Origin of the sequence: Ensifer sp. R-19, from assembly GCF_049905105.1 — a bacterium.
Classification (GTDB): domain Bacteria; phylum Pseudomonadota; class Alphaproteobacteria; order Rhizobiales; family Rhizobiaceae; genus Ensifer.
Map to the genome: position 1 here is coordinate 1,462,930 of NZ_CP184570.1, position 18,864 is coordinate 1,481,793.

The following is an 18,864-nucleotide window of genomic DNA, read 5'->3' on the forward strand; positions in this document are numbered from 1 at the left end:
ATGCGGAACGCCTCGTTTCCCGTCGACCTCGGCCGTTACTTCGCCCGCATCGGTTACTCCGGGCCGCAATCGCCCGATCTGGCAACGCTCGGCGGCATCATTGCTCGCCATGCGGCGTCGATCCCCTTCGAGGCCATCGATGTGCTGCTTGCCCATCCGGTCGAGTTGTCGCCGGCGGCAATCGACAGCAAGCTCATCGACCGCAAACGCGGCGGCTACTGCTTCGAACAGAACAGCCTTTTGCAGCGTGTACTCAGCGCGCTCGGTTATCGGGTAGAGCCCTTGATGGCCCGCGTCCTGTGGATTCGCGAACCCGATGCGCCGCCGCCCGCATGGTCGCATATGGCGCTTCGCGTCTTCGTGAACGGTGTCGGCTATCTCGTCGATACCGGTTTTGGCAGTTGCGTGCCGACCGCGCCTCTGCGTTTCGACCGGACCACGCCACAGCCGACGCCACATGAGCCATTCCGCCTCAGCCGGACGATCGAGGGCTTCTTGCTCGAAGCCCAACTCGGTCGCGATTGGGTACCGGTCTACGAAGTGTCGCCAACGATTTGCGGGGAGGAAGCGTATCGGATCGCGAATATCGTCACATCGACCCATCCGCAGTCGCTTTTCCGGCGGAACCTGTTGGTGGCGTTGACCACCGAGGAGGCACGCAAGATCCTGTTCGGAAACCGGCTGACGATCCGTGACAGGAACGGCACCGTCACACGCCGTGATCTCGATGCGCCTGCAATAGAAACTGCCCTGACAGGCGTCTTCGGCCTACCCTTCCAGGACGATTGGCGCCGGATCACTGCGCGCATCGGCAGCACGTTCGAAGTATCCACCGCAACGACATGACGTGAGCCCGACGCCCCCGTCTATCGGTGTGTCAGGATGTAGTCCTTGAGGATCTCTGCATGGGTTCGAGCCTCATCCTTCACGCTGTAGAGCAAGGTCACGGGGGCCTCACCAATGTGCTGCCGCAACACGTCAACTGCCGCCGGATTGTTGTCGAGCTCGGCAAGGTAGCGCTTGCTGAACTCGTCCCAGGTGCCTTGAGCCCCGTGAAACCAGCGACGCAGTTCCGTTGTCGGCGCGATCTCCTTGAGCCACAGGTCGACCGCCGCTTCCGCCTTGGTCAGTCCACGCGGCCACAGGCGATCGACCAGGACGCGCATGCCGTCCCCATCCGCCTTCGGCTCATAGACACGTTTCGTCTTCAGATGCATGAACGCCCCTCACACGGTCTCATTGCTTGGACCATAGCCGCCCGCCGCTGTCCGACCAAGCCCGGAGGATTTGCAGGCAGACAACAAGGGCGCGCCCGCTATACCCCGCGTCTGTTGCCCCAGAGCAGAACATGCAGTTGCGGCAGCACCCGAGCCTCGAACCAGCGATCTTCCGTCACCTTGCCGACCAGCCAGAGCATGCGGTCGATGATGCCGTCGATATCGACGGTGGCATCGTCGTCATCAGGGGGCGGCGGCGTGTGGTTGCCGGGCTGCAGGTAGAGCGGCAGATGCGGATAACGGGCCGCCGCATCGCGGGCATAGGCATAATCGCGCTCGTCGAAGACGACGATCTTCAGCGCCACCTCGGGCCGGCCTGCCGCCATGCGAAGACAGTCGTCGAAGGCGTTCCAGTCGGTCTTCATGCCGCTCGACGGCGGCTTCGGGCTCAAGACCAGCACGTCGAGATCGGCAAACCAGTCCTTGGCGATGCTGCCCTGCGTCTCCAGGGCAAACCGGTAGCCTTCCTCTCGCCCACGCGCGATCAGAGGTCCAAGCGGCTGGATCGCCGGATTGCCACCGGATAGCGAGACCGTGAGCGGCTTGCTGCCGGATAGCCGGCTGACTTCGCTCCAGATCTCCTCCACCGTCATCGGCAGCCATTGGTCGCGATATTCGCTGTCGACCGCATGCAGCGTGTCACACCAGCTGCAGCGATAATCGCAGCCGCCCGTGCGCACGAACACGGTCGGCAGGCCGATCAGGATGCCCTCGCCCTGGATCGTCGGCCCGAAGATTTCGCTGATCCGGATGCGCGTTTCGCCAGGCCCGGTCATGGCCGGTATTCCGCCCAGGTCTTCGGTGTTTCGCTGACGCGCACCGCCGAGGTTTCAGGGAGCCTCACCTTGCACCAATCGTAGAAATGCTTTGCCAGACATTCGGCCGTCACCTGGTCATGGCCGAGGACGTCATTGAGGTGACGATGGTCGAAGCTCTCGTCGATGTAGCGCTTCAGTGGCGCCAGCTCGTGATAGTCGCGCACGAAGCCGTGTTCGTTGAGTTCCGCACCGGCAAGCTCGACTTCAACGACGTAGTTATGCCCGTGCAGCCGGGCGCACTGGTGGTCCGCCGGCAGGCTCTTCAGCTGGTGCGAGGCGGAGAAATGGAACTCCTTGGTGATCCGGAACATCACTTCACCTCCTCGGCTGAAAAAGCAGACGTCGCCGCCACCCAGAAATCCGGATCCTCATAATCGGTCGGGTCCGCAACACCGGCAAGATGAAAGGCCTCGCGCCGCTCGACGCAGGTGCCGCAGCGGCCGCAATGGCGTGCGCCACCCTTGTAGCAGGACCAGGTCTCTTCGAAGGGTGTCGCATGGCTTGCGCCGTCGGTGACGATATCCGCCTTCGATACGGTCACGTAGGGCGCGTAGAGTGCAACGTTGGCATAGCCGTCGAGCGCCTGGTTCTGCATCGCCTGAAACGCATCGATGAAACCGGGACGGCAATCGGGATAGATGAAATGATCGCCGCCATGCACGGCGACCGCAACCGCGTCCGCCTTCTGCGCCGCCGCAAGCCCGAAGGCAATCGCGAGCATGATGGCGTTGCGGTTCGGAACCACCGTCGCCTTCATGGTTTCCTCGGCATAGTGGCCGTCGGGCACGTCGACATCGTCCGTCAGCGCCGATCCGGTGAGGTGGGCGCCGATGGCGCGAATGTCGATGATCTGATGTGGTACGCCAAGCCGCCTCGCACAGGCGGCGGCAAAGTCCAGTTCCTTGCGGTGTCGTTGTCCATAGTCGAAGGAGAGCAGGCCTATAAGCTCCTGCTCGGCTGCGACCTTGTGGGCAAGCGATACCGAGTCCAATCCGCCGGAGCAGATGACAATCGTCTTCATGATAGGTGTCCTTGTTTTGACCGGGTAGGCTGCGACCGGATTACGGGGTGCCTTCTAGGACAAAGCAGGGGCGATGGGAAGCTTAATGTCGGAGATTGTGGCGAACAAATACTGTTTCGACGACCGAACATCGGCGCTGTGGCACAAGGCCATAGAGAAATTTTCGATCACCAAGGGGAACGGGAAGCGTCTGCAAGCGTTGCGGCGTGAAGGTCGCCGATGCATTGGTCAATAGCTCGCGCGCCCATAATGGCGGAACTGGGCGCGCGGGTTTCGATGATTCTTGAGATGCGTCAGTGGCTACTGCTGAAGCCCCGGATACGCCCATACGCCCGAAACACGCATCAGATCGCGGTAAATTACCAACCTCTCGTCAGACCCGACCTTTGCCGCCTCATCTTGGGATGGTGCGTCCAGCGCATTCAGCGGCACCACTGCCGTCAGCAGGTCGCGCTGTTTCAATGCGTCTTCCATTACTGTGCGAGCTCGGCGCATGTGGCTTGAGCTGGTCACCAGGATCACAGTGTCGGCCTGATGCCGCACCAACAGATTGGCAGCATTGATCACATTGCCGATCGTGTCTTTCGACTTGTCTTCAATGATGATGCGGTCGCGGCTGACACCCTTGTCGACCAGCCACTTGGACATCACGTCGCCTTCAGTAACGCCATGCTTCGGCACGCCGCCACTCACCATCACCAGTGCTGTCGGGTTCGCCTCTGCAGCCTTCAACGTCACGTCGAGGCGGTCGAGCAAAGTCTGCTGCGCCGTGCCGTCATCCGCCAGCGCGTAGCCCAAGGCGACGACCACGACCTTGCCGGGCACCGTTGGGACATCGAAGTTGGGCTTTTCGGCCATGATCTGTTCTGCGCGAACAAAGCGCTTGCGATACGCCTCCGCGCGCTCGCGATCGAGCCCTGCGAGTGCTTGATGGGCGAGTGCCGCGGCGGTCTCATCGCCACGGATGCGGGCAATCGCTTCCAACCAGCTTTGAGCGTCAAATGCGGTCGGCTCCTTGTCAAGGATACCCTGGAACGTCGTCTGCGCCTCGTCGAGCTTCTTCTGGATGATCTGCGTTGAGGCGACGGCATACTGAAAATCCAGCCGCTCTGGTGCTAACGTCGACGCTTCCTTGAAGGCCGCTTCCACGACATCGTACTTGCCGTGCAAGGTAATGCCCTTGAAGACTTCGGCTTCCGCTTTTTTGACGTCGCCTCCCGACCAGTAATATTGCATGCCAGTGTCCACCAGCTGCTTGATACGGCCAGCGTTGGTCTGATCGAAGGCCACGGCTGGAGCGACCGAGATAAGACACGCTGTTGCTGTCAACACTGCCAGGAGTCGGCGTCTCGCGCCGCCCGCCTTCGTCCGATGCGGAACATCCGACGCAAACACGATCGAGCCCGTCAAAAGGGCAAGAATGGAACTCGGCTTCATTTGATATCTCCCAGTTTTCCGGTTGCCCACAGGCTTGCTCGCCCTCGGGCCGATAAGCGTTCCGTAATCACTTCCGATCTGGCCCAATCTATATGCGGCCAGCATTAGCAATACCAAAACATGACCACCTGTCTAGTGCGCGATGTCAAAACGGACCGCGACTGCGACCAGATTCGGAATAATTCATATTACATTTCTTACAGATAGCGCACACAAGTTGCGTCAGCATTCAGAGACAGTTGCTAGTTGGTATGATATTGGTATTATCCAATTGTGCACCGGCACGCGCGCACCGGGCGGTGCGCGGTCGTTCCGTGAACGCCAATGTCATGGGCAATCAGCTTTTGCCTGCGGGGAGTTCTGCGGCTTATGGGAAGGCAAAGCCTATTCGGCGGCCTCGCTACCGAAGTCCATGCGGAAGCATGCGCCGCCGCCTGGCGAATTCAGAACGGTCATTTGCGCACCATGCCTTCGCGTAATCTGCAGCACGAGATTGAGACCGTGGCCCGCGCCTCGATGCCGCGGCTTCAGCCGGTAAAATGGCTCGAATATTCGCTCGCGCTCTGCCTCGGGAACGCCGGGACCATCGTCGCAGATCTCGATCACGCCGTTACGCTCGACCCGAACGACAATCGCTCCCCGGTTTCCGGCATGCTCGATCGCATTTTTTGCCAGGTTGATGATGGTACGCCTGAGAGAAGGCGAGCCCGCCTGAACGAGCGAGCGCTGCACCGCCGGCTCATATGAAAACTCGTAGCCTTCATCGATCGCCAGCGGTGAAATGTCCCGGCTCGCCCGGTTGACGATCCATGGCACGCCGGCGACCGTCACCAGGGCCAGCAAGACCAGCATCGGCGCGAGGGAAAAGCGCGAAAACTGCAGGATGAGAGCCGACTGGCTCATCAACTCGCCTTGCCCGAATACCGTGAAATCGCCTTTCGCATTCGACCGTCGCCGGAGAACGGCAAGATAGGGTGATGGTTCACCTGCGTCGCGAATGTCCGAATAGGTCATCCTGCCGAGATTCTCGCTCATGCCCCGGTAGATCGCGGGATGTTGCCGACCCGCACGATCTCTCCGTGGTCGTTGCGCGCGATGAACCAAAAGTCTGGATGCCTGGCATGGACGCGCCCCATTTCCTCGGTTTTTGCCCGCACGAGTTTGCCCTCCGGACCTCTCCGGATCGCGTCGAAGGCCTTCTCCACCGGCGCTGGGCTGACCAGCACACCGCCTTCGTCGGCAAGGACCAGGAGGCTTACAAACGAAAGTCCGAAAGCCAGCAGTATCGCCAACTGGAGAACGAGTAGCTGGGCGATCAGCCGCTGTTTGAGAGATCGGGGCCACAGTTTCCTCACCGGCGGCACCATAGGGCTGGATTGAATGCGCGGTGCATCGTCGGGCCTCGCTCGGACGCGTTCGAAGGGAGCTAACTTTTTGAAATCACGCAAATCTGAAAGAAGATCGTTCTACACGGTTTCAGGATTTGCTCTTAATCCGGGTGAAGCTGCAAACTCGAGATTGCATCGACATTACGCCAGCTGTTCGCGGCCCGGAGCTGCGGCGCCGGGCCGCGACCTTCACTGCTCGTCATCATGCATGCGCATGCGGGTGCTGCCGTTCGTCCCAGACCGACCAGATCGCGAGCGCAGTCACCAGTGCCCCGAGGACGACATGCGTCCACATGGGGCTGGCGCTGGTCGAGAAGCCGAGCAGCCAGGGGGAAGCGATCAGCCAGAGCCCGACGACGAGGCTTGCCCATTCCTCCCATTCCGCAAACATGGCAAGTGTTGCGATCGCCAGAACGCCGAGCACGACGGCGGCGGCCCAAGCGTTCCAAGCCGGAACGCTCTCGACAACGAAGCCCATGATCCACGGGGAGATGAACAGGCAGACGGCGAGAACCAGATTGATCCAGTCCTGCGCTTTCTTTCCTTCCATCAGTGCCATGACAACCTCCACGAATGAAGTTTGACCAAAGCGTACGACCGCGTGCGGCGCACGCTCTGGAAATCATAATAAATTCAATCGAAAACGCTTTCAAATCTTTTTCGCGCGAGCACCCGGTGATCGCACATGCGAAAGCGCGCAGCGAACCGGCGATCCGCTGCTTTCAAAGGGTGTCAAAGCACCGACTGGCCACCTGTTATCTCGGGCTCTAGATCATTCCATTGTTTCATCGAAACACTGAAGTGATCTAAGTCTTTGAAATTACGCAATTCCGGACGGAAAACCGTTTCGCACTTTTCCTGGAATTGCTCTAGTAACCGCGCGCAGCACCTGCGCCGATGCGGCTGTCGACGGCGCCATTGTAGCGGGCGCCGCCGCCGGCCTCGATGTCGGAGAGGCTCTCGCCGCCGACGAGGATGCCGGTCGCCTGCCCCCAGATCGTCCAGCTTTCGTCGATCTGAACGTTATGGCCCATCGCCGACAGCAGCTTGCGGGTGTCGGGCGAGAGCGCATAGGGCTCCATGAACACCTTGTCCGGCAGCCACTGGTGATGGATGCGCGGCGCATCGACGGCTTCCTGGATGTTCATGCCGTGATCGATGACGTTGAGGATCGCCTCGAGCGTGATCGTAATGATGCGGGCGCCACCGGGGCTGCCGATCACCATGAACGGCTTGCCGTCCTTGGAGATGATCGTCGGGCTCATCGACGACAGCGGCGTCTTGCCGGGCGCGATCGCATTGGCCTCGCCCTGGATCAGCCCATAGAGATTGGGAACGCCCGGCTTCGAGGTGAAATCGTCCATCTCGTTGTTGAGCAGGATACCGGTTCCCGGCGCCACCACGCCGGCGCCGAAGGAGCCGTTCAGCGTATAGGTGACGGCGACCGCGTTGCCCTCGTCGTCGATGATCGAATAGTGGGTCGTCTCCTTGCTTTCGCCGAAGCCCTTCGGGATCAGCGTCGCGGAGACACCGGCGCGGAAGGGATCGATCTTGGCACGGACTTCCTTCGCATAGGCCTTGTCGGTGAGCTTGGCGACTGGGTTTTCGACGAAATCGGGATCGCCGAGCGACGTGTTACGGTCGACATAGGCATGGCGCATCGCCTCGATCATCGCGTGAACCGTGTCCGCGGCGCCATAGCCCATGTAGGAAAGCGGATAGCCTTCGAGCACGTTGAGGATTTCACAGATGATCACGCCACCGGAAGACGGCGGCGGCGAGGAGACGATGTCATAGCCGCGATAATTGCACTTGACCGGCTCCAGTTCGCGCACCGCATAGCGCTCGAAGTCCGCCTTGGCGAGCACGCCGCCCTTCTCCGAGCTCGCCTTGACGATCTGATCGGCGATCGCGCCCTTGTAGAAGGCGTCCGGGCCTTTTTCGGCAATGCTCGAAAGCGATGCGGCAAGGTCCGTCTGGACGAGTTTTTCGCCGGCCGCAAAGGCCTTGCCGTCGGGCTTCAGGAAGATCGCGGCCGCGGCCGGATCTTTCGCCAGCCTTTCGGCCCTGCCCTCGAAGGTACTGACATCGCCCTCCTCCAGCACGAAGCCATCCTTGGCTAGCGCGATCGCCGGCGCGATCAGTTCGGCAAGCGGCTTCGTGCCATAGCGGCTCCGCGCAACCTCGAAACCCATGACCGGCCCCGGCACGCCGACGGCGAGATAACCATCGGTGCTCAACCCTTTGATGACATCTCCCTTCCCGTCGAGATACATGGTCTTGGTTGCCGCCTGCGGCGCCCGCTCGCGGAAATCGAGGAAGGTCGTCCTGCCGTCCTTGAAGCGGATGGTCATGAACCCGCCACCGCCGATATTGCCGGCAGTCGGATAGGTGACGGCGAGCGCATAGCCGACTGCAACCGCCGCATCCACCGCGTTGCCGCCGCTCTTCAGGACCGCGACACCTACATCCGAGGCCAGGTGCTGGGCAGTCACCACCATGCCATGCTCGGCCTTAACCGGTTCCGGCGAGGCGGCTCGGCCCTCCGGCGGAGCCAGGCTCAGCGCAAGAAACAAGGTGACGGGCAGGCTCTTCAAGCGAAAACTCAGCATGCGTCTCTCCCTCGCAGGCGTTGCTCGCAGTGCCTTGCCGGCGGCCGCGACGCGGACGCCCGCCACCGCGTTCAACGCGGCGGCAACAATCTTTTGGCCAGGCAAGCACTGATTGTGGGCAGCTATGAAGTCAGCGGAGTATAGCCACGCCCGGTCGGCGATGGCAATTCACACCTGACCGATGGCAGCGTTTGAACGCGAGGGGCTGTCTTGGGGCGGGCTCCCCCCGCAGGCAACGTGGGGAACCATACGGCTCTCTTCAGGCGGCATCCGCCAGGATGAGAGCCGCGCCCTTTTCCGCAACCATCATCGTCGGAGCGTTGATGTTGCCAGCCGTAATGTTCGGGAAGATGGAGGCGTCGACGACGCGCAGACCCGGAACGCCATGAACCCGCAGGCTGCTGTCGACGACGGAGCTCGCCTGGTCCGGCCCCATCGCGCAGGTGCCGCAGAGATGGTAGATCGAGCCTGAGTTTTCGCGAAAATAATCCATCAGCGCGTCGTCGCTCTGAACGCGCGGCGCGGGCGAGATTTCTTCCGCGGTCAGTGAGGAGAGCGCCGTGGCCGACGCGATCCGCCGCACCAGCCGGCTTCCCTGCAGCACTTCGTCGATGTCGCGGTCGGTCGTCAGGTAGTTCGGCCGGATCAGGGGCTTTTGCGCGGGGTCGCCGGATGCGATCTGGATGCTGCCGCGGCTGGTCGGCCGGCAGGAGTTGAAGCAGATCAGGTAGCCCGGATAGGGCTCCGGTTTCAGCCCGGCCTTCGGATCATTCGGGATCCGATAAGACAGGGGATTGAAGTAAAGCTGGATGTTCGGCCGCTCTTCGTCAGGTTTGCCGCGGAAGAAGCCACCGGCCTGATTGACGCTCATCGAGAACGGACCCTTGCCGGTGAGCAGATATTGCAGGCCGAGCCGCATCTGGCCGAACAGGCTGCCGAACTCGTCGTTGAGCGTCGGGATGGTGGCACGATAGTAGAAGCTGGCGCAGAGGTGATCCTGCAGGTTCTGGCCAACCGCCGGCAAATGCCGCTGTGTCTTAACCCCGAGCGAAGACAGCGTCTTGCCGTCGCCGATGCCCGAGACCTGCAGCAGCTGCGGGCTGCCGACGGCCCCGGCGGCAAGGATGACTTCGCGGCCGGCGGTAAAGCGCCGGCGGGCACCGTTCTGGACGACATCGACGCCGGTCACGCGCCCGTCATCCGCAAAGACCAGCCGCTCGGCCTGGGCGTAGCGCTCGATCGTCAGGTTGGGCCGTTTGAGCGCAGGGCGCAAATACTCGGCGCTCGAATGCGAGCGGCGGCCGTTGTTGGTGTTGACGTCGTAGACGCCAGCGCCTTCGAGCGAGGCTCCATTGAAATCCTCGTTCAACGGCAGTTGCAGCGATCCGCAGCTTTCAAGAAAGGCGTCGGTGATCGGATGCGTCATGCCGCGCATCGGGGTGATGTGGATCGGGCCTTCGCCGCCATGCCATTGCGACGATCCGCGCGCATGGGTTTCGAGCCGGCGGAAATAGGGAAGCACGTCGTCATAGCCCCAGCCCGCATTGCCGGCGGCTTTCCAGTCGTCGAAATCGTCGCGCGCGCCGCGCACGTAGATCATCGCGTTGATCGATCCGGAGCCGCCCTGGACCTTGCCGCGCGGCACGTAGATGCTGCGATCCTGAAGCTCGGCTTCCGGCTCGCTCGAATACATCCAGTTCACCTGAGGGTTATAGTAGCTGCGGGCGTAACCGACCGGGATCTTGAACCAGAAGGAATTGTCGTTGCCGCCGGCCTCGATCAAGAGCACCTTGTGGTGACCGTTCTCGCTGAGCCGGCTCGCAAGGATGCAACCCGCCGACCCGGCGCCGACGATGATGTAATCGTAGATCATCTCGTGTCCCTGATATCCGAATTCACCCGCGCGCGGGGGCAAAGGCCTTCACGTCCGCCGGCCGGCTGTCCATCTGGAGGTGCAGACGCTCGCCGGTGTAGGGCGTGTGCTTTTCGACGACGTCCATGTTGAGCTCGATGCCGAGGCCGGGCTCGCGCGAGGGGATGAGGTAGCCGTCCTCGACGGTAAGCTTGGTCTTCAGTACGTCGGCGTGGAACCCGGAGAAATCGAGGATCGCCTCGTGGATGAGGAAGTTCGGCGTGGCAGCCGAAAGCTGGATACTGGCCGCAGCCCCCACCGGACCGTTGTAGAGATGCGGCGCGATCTGGGCGTAATAGGCCTCGGCCATGCCGGCGATCTTCTTCGCCTCGAGCAAGCCGCCGACGCGCGCCACGTTCATTTGCAGGATCGACGCGGCCTTGAGTTCGAGCACGCGCTGGAACTCGTATTTGGTCGTCAGGCGCTCTCCGGTCGAAACCGGAATGGAGGTTGCGCGCGCCACCTCGGCCATCGCCGCTTCCTGTCCCGGCGGCACCGGCTCTTCGAACCAGAGCGGATCGTATTTTTCCAGGCGCTTGGCAAGGCGGATGGCCGAGGACGGAACCATCTGGCCGTGGGTGCCGAAGAGCAGATCCGCACTGCTTCCGACCGCGTCGCGGATCTTGCGGCAGAATTCCTCGCAGCGGTCCATGACGCCGAGCGAAAGCTGGTGGCCGGAATAGTTGGTGTAGGGCCCGGCCGGATCGAACTTGACCGCGGTGAAGCCCATCTCGACCATCTCGACCGCGCATTCGGCGGCGAGATCCGGATCGTTGAAATCGAACTCGCCGGCGGCGTTCTTCGGGTAGAGGTAGGTATAGGCGCGGAGCTTCTCGTGCACCGTTCCGCCGAGGAGATCCGAGACCGGCCGGCCGGCGGCCTTGCCGATGATGTCCCAGCAGGCGATCTCGAGACCCGAGACGATGCCCATCATCGTCGGATCGGGGCGCTGGGTGAAGCCGCTCGAATAGGCCGAGCGCCAGAAGCGCTCGATCTGGTGCGGATCATGGCCGAGCAGGTGCCGCTCGAACACGTCCTCGATCAGCGGCGTCATGGCGCTCGGATGGAACGAGGTCGCATAGATCTCGCCGATGCCTTCGATGCCGCAGGCGGTCGTGAGACGCACGAAGATCCAGTACATGCCGCCAACATGCGGTGGCGGGACGGCGACGGCATAGGTCTTGAGAGACGCGATCTTCATGGGTGTCATCCCTTTTTCTTGAGGCGGGCCATCAGGGCCAGGGTGGCGATGGCGCCGAGGACGCAGACGGCGGCGATATAGCCGAAATAGAGCTGGTAGCCGGTGATGCCCGGATAGCGGTCCGAGAGGTATCCGTTGACCAGCGGCAGGTAGGTGTCGGGCGCGTAGCCGACCAGCGAAATGATGCCGATGGCGAGACCGGTGATGTTCGCCGGCACATGGCAATCGTCGAGGATCGCCCAGTAGAGCCCGCGGATCGTATAGGTGATGAGGCCAACGAGCAGCACCAGCCCGACGAAGAGGACGGTCGAGCCGATGCCAGGCAGGGCGATCATTACCACGAGACTGGCGGCCGCGACTATGAAGCTCAGGAGCAGGATGCCGGTCTTGCCGTAGCGGTCGCCGAGCAAGCCACCGCCGATACCGCCGACCGGGCGCAGCCACAGCTTGACCGTGACGATCAGGCCGGCCATGGCGGCGGAAATGCCGAAGCCGCCCTCCTGCAGATAGGCCGAGAAGCTGTAGGTGGCGAGAAAGACGTGGTAGCCGCAGAAGATGATGGCCGCGACCAGCCAGACCTCGGGAATGCTGAGCAGCGTCCTGATGTCGGCGAGAAGGCTGCCCTCGCGCTTGCGCGCGGTCCTGTCCGCGGCAACCGGTTGCGACACCGCGAAATAGGCGATGCCGACGACGATGCAGAAAATGGCGTAGAGCAGCACGACGTCGCGGAAGCCGGTGGCAAGTCCGGCGCCGCGCGTTTCCGTCGTGAAGACGAAGAGCGCGATGGCGACGCTTGCGAGCAGTGCTTCCCCCAGGCCACGTCCGCCGTCGAGGATCCCGAAGAAGCGTCCCTGCTCATTGGCACCGGCGATCAGGTTTACCTGCTTGAGCGTCGCTGCCCAGAAGGTGAGACCCGTGGTGACGCCGAAGCCGCAATAGATGACGAGGAGCGACGAATAACCGGGCAGCGTCGCGTACCAGAGACCAAGGAGGCCAGTGCCCACCATCGACAGCAGGATCAGGATGCGCGGTTGGACGCGGTCGGCAAGCCACCCGCTCGGCAGGTAGCCGACGAGGAAGCTGGTGCCGAGGATGGAATAGAGGACGCCAAGCTCGGTGTTGCTCAGCTTCAGCACCTCCAGCATCGTCGTCTGGTAGGACTGACGAAGATAGAGGATCGGATAGATCGCGCCGGCGGCGATCACGATCAGCGCCAGCTGAAGGTAGCGGCTGCGGGCCGACACGGATGGTGCCGCGACTTCGGTTTCGGCAATTGAGCTCACGGGCAGTCTCCTCCCTGGCCGACAGCGAGAGCATTGCCACCGGCCCGGTATTGATGTTGGTGTCAGAGCAATTCCGGCTTCGGTCCGGAATTGCTGAATCTCAAAGGGTCTAGTGTTTCAGGACGACGAGGCGCGTCTGGGTGAATTCCAGCATGCCGTGCTTGCCGTCGTCGCCGCCGAGGCCCGAACGTTTCCAGCCGGCATGGAAGCCTTGATAGGGATCGGCCGGGAAGCGGTTGACGTAGAGTTCGCCGGCCTCGATCGCATCGCTGGCACGCATCACCGTGCGGTAATTCTCGGTGAAGAGCACCGAGCTCAGGCCGAACTGATGGTCGCTCGCCTTTGCCAACGCTTCCTCGAAGGTGGAGTAGCGGAGAACGGCGAGCACCGGGCCGAACACTTCCTCGCGAACGATCTCCATGTCCTGCCGGCAGCCGGAAATCAGCGTCGGCGGGTAGAAATAGCCGTCTCCCTCAGGCAGATAGCCGCCGGTCTCAACGACGGCGCCTTCGGCCTTCGCCCGCTCGACCATCTCGTGCACGCGCTTTTGGGCGGCGACATTGGCGAGCGGCCCCATACGACCAGCATCCTCGGCGCGGTCGCCGAATGCGCGGGCGGTAAAGCCTTCGCGCAGCTTGGCAAGCAGCCGATCATGGACGCTTTCATGAACGTAGAGCCGCTCGGCGCTGGTACAGACCTGGCCGCAATGGGTGGTCTTGGCGGCGATGATCATCTGCGCCACGGCATCGAGATCCGCGTCCGGTTCGACGATGACGGGCGTCTTGCCACCGAGTTCGAGCGACGGCTTGGCGATGTTTTCCTTGCAATATTCGAGCACGACGCGGCCGGCCGAAACGCTGCCTGTCAGCGTGATCATACCGATGCCCGGATGGGTGCAGAGCGTCTTCGCGACATCGTGCGACATGGTGAGGATGTTGACGAGGCCGTCGGGCAGACCCGCTTCGACGATTGCCTCGGCGACGGCAAACGCGGAGGTCGGCGTGTTGTTGCTCGGCCGGACGACGACGGCGTTGCCAGCAATCAACGACGGGGCGATCTTCCGCACTAGCGTGTAGATCGGATAGTTGAACGGGATCAGGCAGGCGGCGACGCCGATCGGCACGCGCTTCAGGATCAGCGTTTCGCCCGGATTGTCGCTCTCGATCACCTCGCCCTCGATGCGGCGGGCCCATTCAGCGTGGTAGCGCATCAGCTCGGCGCCGTAGATCACTTCGGCGGTCGCATCGGCAAGGCTCTTGCCCGACTCCTTCGCCAGCGCGGCACCGATGCGTTCGGCCCGGCTCTCCAACACCGCCGCCAGCCGGCGCAGCGCGTCACCGCGCTGGATTGCCGGCAAGGCACCCCAGACGCGCTGCGCCTTCACCGCGGCATCGACCGCTGCCTTCGCCTCGTCATCCGTTGCCGCCGGCACGGAGGTGAACACCTGGCCGGTCGCCGGATTGCGCACGTCGATCACAGTCGTAGAGGAGCTTTCGATGAAGCGGCCGCCGGAGAAGTTGCGATAGGGGCTCATGGCATCTCGGAATTGTTCGCCGCGATCCGCACGCCGATGGCGGTGCGGGAGGCGGACTAGCCGGGAGAGAGCTTCACGAGCGATGATCCGGCCTCTCTCCCTGACCGCAACCGTCAGGAAAATTGATGCGACGATGCGGAAAAGGGCACAAGCGAGTAATTTTCGGTGAAAGCATTCCAAAAAGGAATGCTTGCTCACTCGGCCCGGTCTGCGGCGGCCTCCGCCAGCAACCAGGCGCGGAAGGCATCGACCTTGCGGTTGCCTGCCGATTGCGGCCGTGTCACGAACCAGTAGGATTCATGGCCCTCGACTGCAACGTCGAAGAGCTGCACCAACTGACCCGACTGCAATTGGTTGCGGACCATCGAGCGGTCGGCAACGGTGACACCGAGCCCGGCGCAGGCTGCCTCGATCGCCAGATCGAGCAGGTCGATTTCCAGTCCGCCGCGGGTATCGACGTCCTGAAAACCCGCCGCATCCAGCCAGTGCCGCCAGGTCAGATAACGCCGGTCGGGCGAGGCAAGCACATGCAGGAAAGTGAAGCGCTGCAGGTCGGACGGACCTTCGACTTTCGCCCCCTCAAGCAAGGACGGCGCGCAGACGACGACATGTCGCTCCGTCATGAGAATGCTGGCATCGAGCATCGGCCACTCGCCGTCGCCGAAGCGGATCGCGCAGTCCAGAAGCCCGCGCTCGGCAAGCGTATCCGTGGCTTCCGTGCTGAGGCTGATATCGACGTCGGGCAGAGCCTCGCGCAACCGGGCAAGACGCGGCAGTAGCCAGCGCTTGGCAAAGGTCGGCGGCACGTTGATCCTGAGCCGGTTCTGGTTGCTCTTCTCGGTGATGCTGCGCAGCGAAACCTCGATGCTGTGAAACGCCTCCTGGATCGTCGCCAGCAGTTCGGCGCCGGCGGGCGTCAGTTCAAGGTGATGGTGGCGGCGGATGAGAAGGTCTTCGCCGAGCGCGTCCTCGAGGTTGCGGACCTGCCGGCTGACGGCACTCTGCGTCAGGTTGAGCCGCTCGGCCGCCCGCGTGAAACTGCGGGTCTGCCCGACCACCTCGAAGACTTTCATCGCCGACAATCCAGGAAGTCTTCGCATCGAGATTTTGGCCTCAGAAAGCTTTGCACACACATCTCCGCGACTGTCGTCGCGGGATCGATGCGCACTTTTGCGTGCCACGCTCCAGCGTACAAGCACGAAAATCCAAATCGCTCCAGGCTGACCGCAAGCACGCGCCCGGCTATCTCCGAACGACAAACGGCGGCTTACGCCGCCGCTTGCCTATCCAATCAATCGCCTGGCCAAGCCCAGACGAAAACTGGAAACTCACTCGCTCCTACTCCGCAGCATAAAAGCCGTAGAGCACCGGCATCAGCCCGACCAGCGCTTCAAAACGCTTGAAGGACTTGCGCTCCGGCCGCGTCCAGCCGGTTTCGGCGAGCGCGGAAAGCCGCGGGAACACCAGCCGATCGAAGACAGCCCGGTCGGTCATCGGCTCCGACCATATGCAGCATTGCACGCCGAGCAGGTGTTTCTTCTGCGCGTCGGTCCAGCCCTCAACCGGATCGAATGTGTAGAGCCTTTCCGGATCCGACCAACCGGCCCAGCTGGCGCCAGGCTCCGACCAGGCCGGGCTGTTGGCCATGTCGAGATAGTAGACCTGACCGGGGCAGACGACGATGTCGTAGCCCTCCTCGGCAAGGGCTGCCGACGCCTCGACCGTGCGCCAGCCAAAAAGTAGCGACTTCGCCTTGTCGATGACGTTGCCATGCGCGGCCTCCTGCCAGCCGCCGGTCACGCAGTTGCGGCTGGCGAGGAACGCCTGCACGCGCGCCAGGAATTCACCCTGCAGTACCGCAGCACCCGATCCATCGATTTCGTCGGCGCCGTGGGTGTTGGTGACGACGTTCAGGCGCTTGGCATGGGTTCCGGCAACCTCGTCTCCGGCAAGCGCCCGAAGCCGTGCGAGCGCCTCAGGCGAGCCCGACCAGGCGCCGAGTGGCACTTCATCGGCGCCGACGTGGATGGCCCGCATCGGGAAGAGTTCGATCAGTTCGTCGAAGATGATCTCCAAGACGCGGTAGGTCTCTTCGCGCGCCGGGTTGAGGCAATTGTTGGGGAAGCCCTGAACCGAAAAGTAGCTGCCTTGTTCCTCGGGATCGCGCAGTTCGGGGATTGCCTGCAGCATCGCGAAGGAATGCCCGGGAATGTCGATTTCCGGCATCACCTCGACACCAAGGCTTGCGGCAAGTGTCACGATCTGCCGGATCGCGGCCTTCGTGTAGTAGCCGCCGGTCGGCTGCGGACCGGAGCCGAGCAGCGGCGGGATCTTGCGGCCATGGCCACGCCAGGCGCCGATTTCCGTCAAGGCCGGATAGGCATCGATCTCGACGCGCCAGGCCTCGTCGTCGGTCAGGTGCCAGTGGAAGCGATTGAGCTTGTTCCAGGCCATCAGCCGCAGGAAACGCTCGACTTCGGCGGTGCTGTAGAACTGTCGCGCGACGTCGAGATGGGTGCCGCGCCATCCGAGCGCCGGCTCGTCCCCGATCTCGCCGCCGGTCGGAAACACGAAGGTGCCCGGATGCAGCCGCGCGCCGCGCAGGATCTGCCCGAGCGTGATCAGGCCATAGAGGAGGCCGGTCTGCGTGCTGCCGGAAACGGCGACGCCGGCGGGAGAGAAGCGGATGACATAGGCTTCCGGGCCGAGGTCGCCGGCCTGCGACAGCGAAACCGGAAAGCCGCCTTCCGATGCCGGGCGGACGATACCCTCGACCGGGAACAGACTTGCGGTGAGATCGGCAAACGCCTTTGCAGCGCTCTGAGCTTCCTCGCCCTCGGGTTTGAGGTCGAGCCCCGGAGGCGCCACCAGTTGCCCGGAAACGGAAACGGCCTGCGGCCACGGCACAATCGAGACCGGGACCGGCGCCACCTTCGGCACCGGATAGACGGCAGCACCACGCTTCAGTTCGGAATTGTCACCGTGCGCCCGCGAAGCAAGCACCGCGACCGGCGCCATTGCGCCATCGGAAAGCACCAGGAAGGCAGCGTTGGCGCCATCGGTCCAATGGCGCGGCTCATAGCTCATCCCGTGTGCCTTCAGCGTCCAGGTGGCGCCCGGCGGCACTTCGAGGCCTTCCGGCGGTGCGAACTCCGCATAGTTGGAGAGGCGGATCAGGAGCCGGCCACCTTCAATCTCGGCAGCTGGGTCGATACGAGCCGGGCCGGAAACGCCGAGGCGAAAACCCTTGAGCACTCGATCCGAGTTGTTGGTCAAGGTCAGTGCATAGACCGACCTGTCAGCTGTGCCGACCGGCACCCAGAGGGTTTCCAGCAGGAATTCAGATTTAGCGGCAAACGTCATCAAACGGCTCCATGAATGTTAGTTTCTGCAGCCGGCCGAAGGCCGGCGGAGTACTCGGGGGCTTGACCTGGGTTCACATAGCTCACGTCGGGGCTTGGCCAAGGGCGCGGACGAAATGGTTTTCGGCGACCTCCTCCATCACGTCCGATGCCGGCCGGCTGAGGCGCCGCACCTCTTCGGCATGGGCAAGGAAGCGGGCACTCTGCCCCGGCACGAACGGGCGATCCGGATCGGGCACGGCCGAAAGAAGAAGCTGGGTATAGGGATGGCGAGGGTTGCCGATGACGTCGGCCGTCTCTCCCCATTCGACCATCTGGCCGGCAAACATCACCACAACCTCCTCGGCGATGTGGGCGGCCGTGGCGATATCATGGGTGATGTAGAGCATTGCGAGATTCCGTTCGCGTTTGATGCGCGCGAGAAGCTCCAGGATATCGAGCCTGATCGAAACGTCGAGCATCGACGTCGGCTCGTCGGCGACGAGCACGTCCGGCGCAACAGCAAGCGCCCGGGCGATGTTGACGCGCTGGCGCTGGCCACCGGAGAGCTCATGCGGAAACTTCCGCGCCGTGATGTTTGGATCAAGGCCGACATCGGCTAGCAGCCGCGCGACCGCGGCCTTCGCTTCGCCGACGTTCTTTGCATGGCCATGCAAAAGCAGCGGCCGCGCGAGGTGATGGTAGACGGAGAACACCGGGTTGAGTGACGCGAAGGGGTCCTGAAAAACCATCTGGATCGCGCGGCGGCGCAGCTTCTCGGCGGCGCGGTCACCCGCCTCGGTAACATCGGCGCCGCGAAACTGCATCGTTCCGGCACTCGGCGTATCGAGCCGCGCGACGATGCGTGCGCAGGTCGTCTTGCCGCAACCGGATTCGCCGACGAGGGCCAGAGCCCGGCCAGGCTTCAAAGACAGGGATATTCCTCGCAGCGCCTCGACGGCGCCGAAGCTGCGTCTGATGTCCTTCAGCCGGACGATCGCGTCCTGCTGCTGCGGTATTGTCGTCGCTACCGACATCAC

Annotated in this window: 17 protein-coding genes; 2 read left to right on the plus strand and 15 right to left on the minus strand. The window is 62.9% G+C overall.

Features of this window, described 5'->3' with window-relative positions; genetic code table 11:
* Positions 1-846 (plus strand): arylamine N-acetyltransferase family protein, encoded by an 846-nt coding sequence (locus tag ACN9MO_RS25985; RefSeq protein WP_113132599.1) that lies wholly within the window; start codon positions 1-3, stop codon positions 844-846.
* A 20-nt stretch (positions 847-866) separates the two neighbouring features.
* On the opposite strand, the gene ACN9MO_RS25990 is transcribed toward ACN9MO_RS25985, so the two are convergent.
* The 6 genes from ACN9MO_RS25990 to ACN9MO_RS26015 all read right to left on the minus strand — a co-directional run bounded on the left by ACN9MO_RS25990 (position 867) and on the right by ACN9MO_RS26015 (position 5,588).
* Positions 867-1,217, minus strand: a complete 351-nt coding sequence (locus tag ACN9MO_RS25990; RefSeq protein WP_112996420.1) for a DUF488 domain-containing protein — start codon at positions 1,215-1,217, stop codon at positions 867-869.
* 98 nt (positions 1,218-1,315) lie between these two features.
* A complete protein-coding gene (queE, locus tag ACN9MO_RS25995) occupies positions 1,316-2,053 on the minus strand; it encodes a 7-carboxy-7-deazaguanine synthase QueE (protein ID WP_112996421.1) in 738 nt (245 codons plus the stop codon).
* Positions 2,050-2,406, minus strand: coding sequence for a 6-carboxytetrahydropterin synthase QueD (gene queD / locus ACN9MO_RS26000; RefSeq protein WP_058329947.1), 357 nt, complete (start codon positions 2,404-2,406; stop codon positions 2,050-2,052). Before queD ends, queE begins: the two co-directional genes overlap by 4 nt.
* Complete coding sequence (gene queC, locus ACN9MO_RS26005) at positions 2,406-3,116, minus strand: 7-cyano-7-deazaguanine synthase QueC (RefSeq protein ID WP_057255414.1); 711 nt, start codon at positions 3,114-3,116, stop codon at positions 2,406-2,408. The genes queD and queC overlap by 1 nt, the downstream gene beginning before the upstream one ends.
* Before the next feature lie 300 nt (positions 3,117-3,416).
* Positions 3,417-4,553: an ElyC/SanA/YdcF family protein gene (locus tag ACN9MO_RS26010; protein WP_113132598.1), complete on the minus strand. Its 1,137-nt coding sequence runs from the start codon at positions 4,551-4,553 to the stop codon at positions 3,417-3,419.
* 384 nt (positions 4,554-4,937) lie between these two features.
* Complete coding sequence (locus tag ACN9MO_RS26015; RefSeq protein WP_113132597.1) at positions 4,938-5,588, minus strand: sensor histidine kinase; 651 nt, start codon at positions 5,586-5,588, stop codon at positions 4,938-4,940.
* 86 nt (positions 5,589-5,674) lie between these two features.
* Between ACN9MO_RS26015 and ACN9MO_RS26020 the strand changes: the two genes are divergently transcribed.
* Entirely contained in the window at positions 5,675-5,860 is a 186-nt protein-coding gene (locus ACN9MO_RS26020; RefSeq protein ID WP_425987144.1) for a hypothetical protein, read from the plus strand.
* Positions 5,861-6,143: 283 nt separating this feature from the next.
* Here the strand turns inward: ACN9MO_RS26020 and ACN9MO_RS26025 are convergent, their stop codons facing one another.
* From ACN9MO_RS26025 to ACN9MO_RS26065, 9 genes are all read right to left on the minus strand, one after another.
* On the minus strand, positions 6,144-6,500 hold the full coding sequence (locus ACN9MO_RS26025) for an SPW repeat protein (RefSeq protein ID WP_058323092.1): 357 nt from the start codon (positions 6,498-6,500) through the stop codon (positions 6,144-6,146).
* Positions 6,501-6,810: 310 nt separating this feature from the next.
* Positions 6,811-8,553: a gamma-glutamyltransferase gene (gene ggt / locus ACN9MO_RS26030; protein ID WP_057255410.1), complete on the minus strand. Its 1,743-nt coding sequence runs from the start codon at positions 8,551-8,553 to the stop codon at positions 6,811-6,813.
* Positions 8,554-8,812: 259 nt separating this feature from the next.
* Positions 8,813-10,426 (minus strand): GMC family oxidoreductase, encoded by a 1,614-nt coding sequence (locus ACN9MO_RS26035; protein WP_112996520.1) that lies wholly within the window; start codon positions 10,424-10,426, stop codon positions 8,813-8,815.
* A gap of 22 nt (positions 10,427-10,448) precedes the next feature.
* Positions 10,449-11,666 carry a mandelate racemase/muconate lactonizing enzyme family protein gene (locus tag ACN9MO_RS26040; protein ID WP_113132595.1) on the minus strand — a complete coding sequence of 406 codons (1,218 nt, stop codon included), beginning with the start codon at positions 11,664-11,666 and terminating at the stop codon, positions 10,449-10,451.
* A gap of 5 nt (positions 11,667-11,671) precedes the next feature.
* Positions 11,672-12,949: an MFS transporter gene (locus ACN9MO_RS26045; protein ID WP_218373057.1), complete on the minus strand. Its 1,278-nt coding sequence runs from the start codon at positions 12,947-12,949 to the stop codon at positions 11,672-11,674.
* A 109-nt stretch (positions 12,950-13,058) separates the two neighbouring features.
* Positions 13,059-14,483 carry an aldehyde dehydrogenase gene (aldA, locus tag ACN9MO_RS26050; protein ID WP_113132594.1) on the minus strand — a complete coding sequence of 475 codons (1,425 nt, stop codon included), beginning with the start codon at positions 14,481-14,483 and terminating at the stop codon, positions 13,059-13,061.
* A gap of 194 nt (positions 14,484-14,677) precedes the next feature.
* Entirely contained in the window at positions 14,678-15,556 is an 879-nt protein-coding gene (locus ACN9MO_RS26055; RefSeq protein ID WP_425987145.1) for a LysR substrate-binding domain-containing protein, read from the minus strand.
* A gap of 265 nt (positions 15,557-15,821) precedes the next feature.
* A complete protein-coding gene (locus ACN9MO_RS26060; RefSeq protein WP_057255405.1) occupies positions 15,822-17,846 on the minus strand; it encodes a beta-N-acetylhexosaminidase in 2,025 nt (674 codons plus the stop codon).
* An 82-nt stretch (positions 17,847-17,928) separates the two neighbouring features.
* Positions 17,929-18,861 (minus strand): ABC transporter ATP-binding protein, encoded by a 933-nt coding sequence (locus ACN9MO_RS26065; protein ID WP_425988242.1) that lies wholly within the window; start codon positions 18,859-18,861, stop codon positions 17,929-17,931.
* Positions 18,862-18,864: the final 3 nt, after the last annotated feature.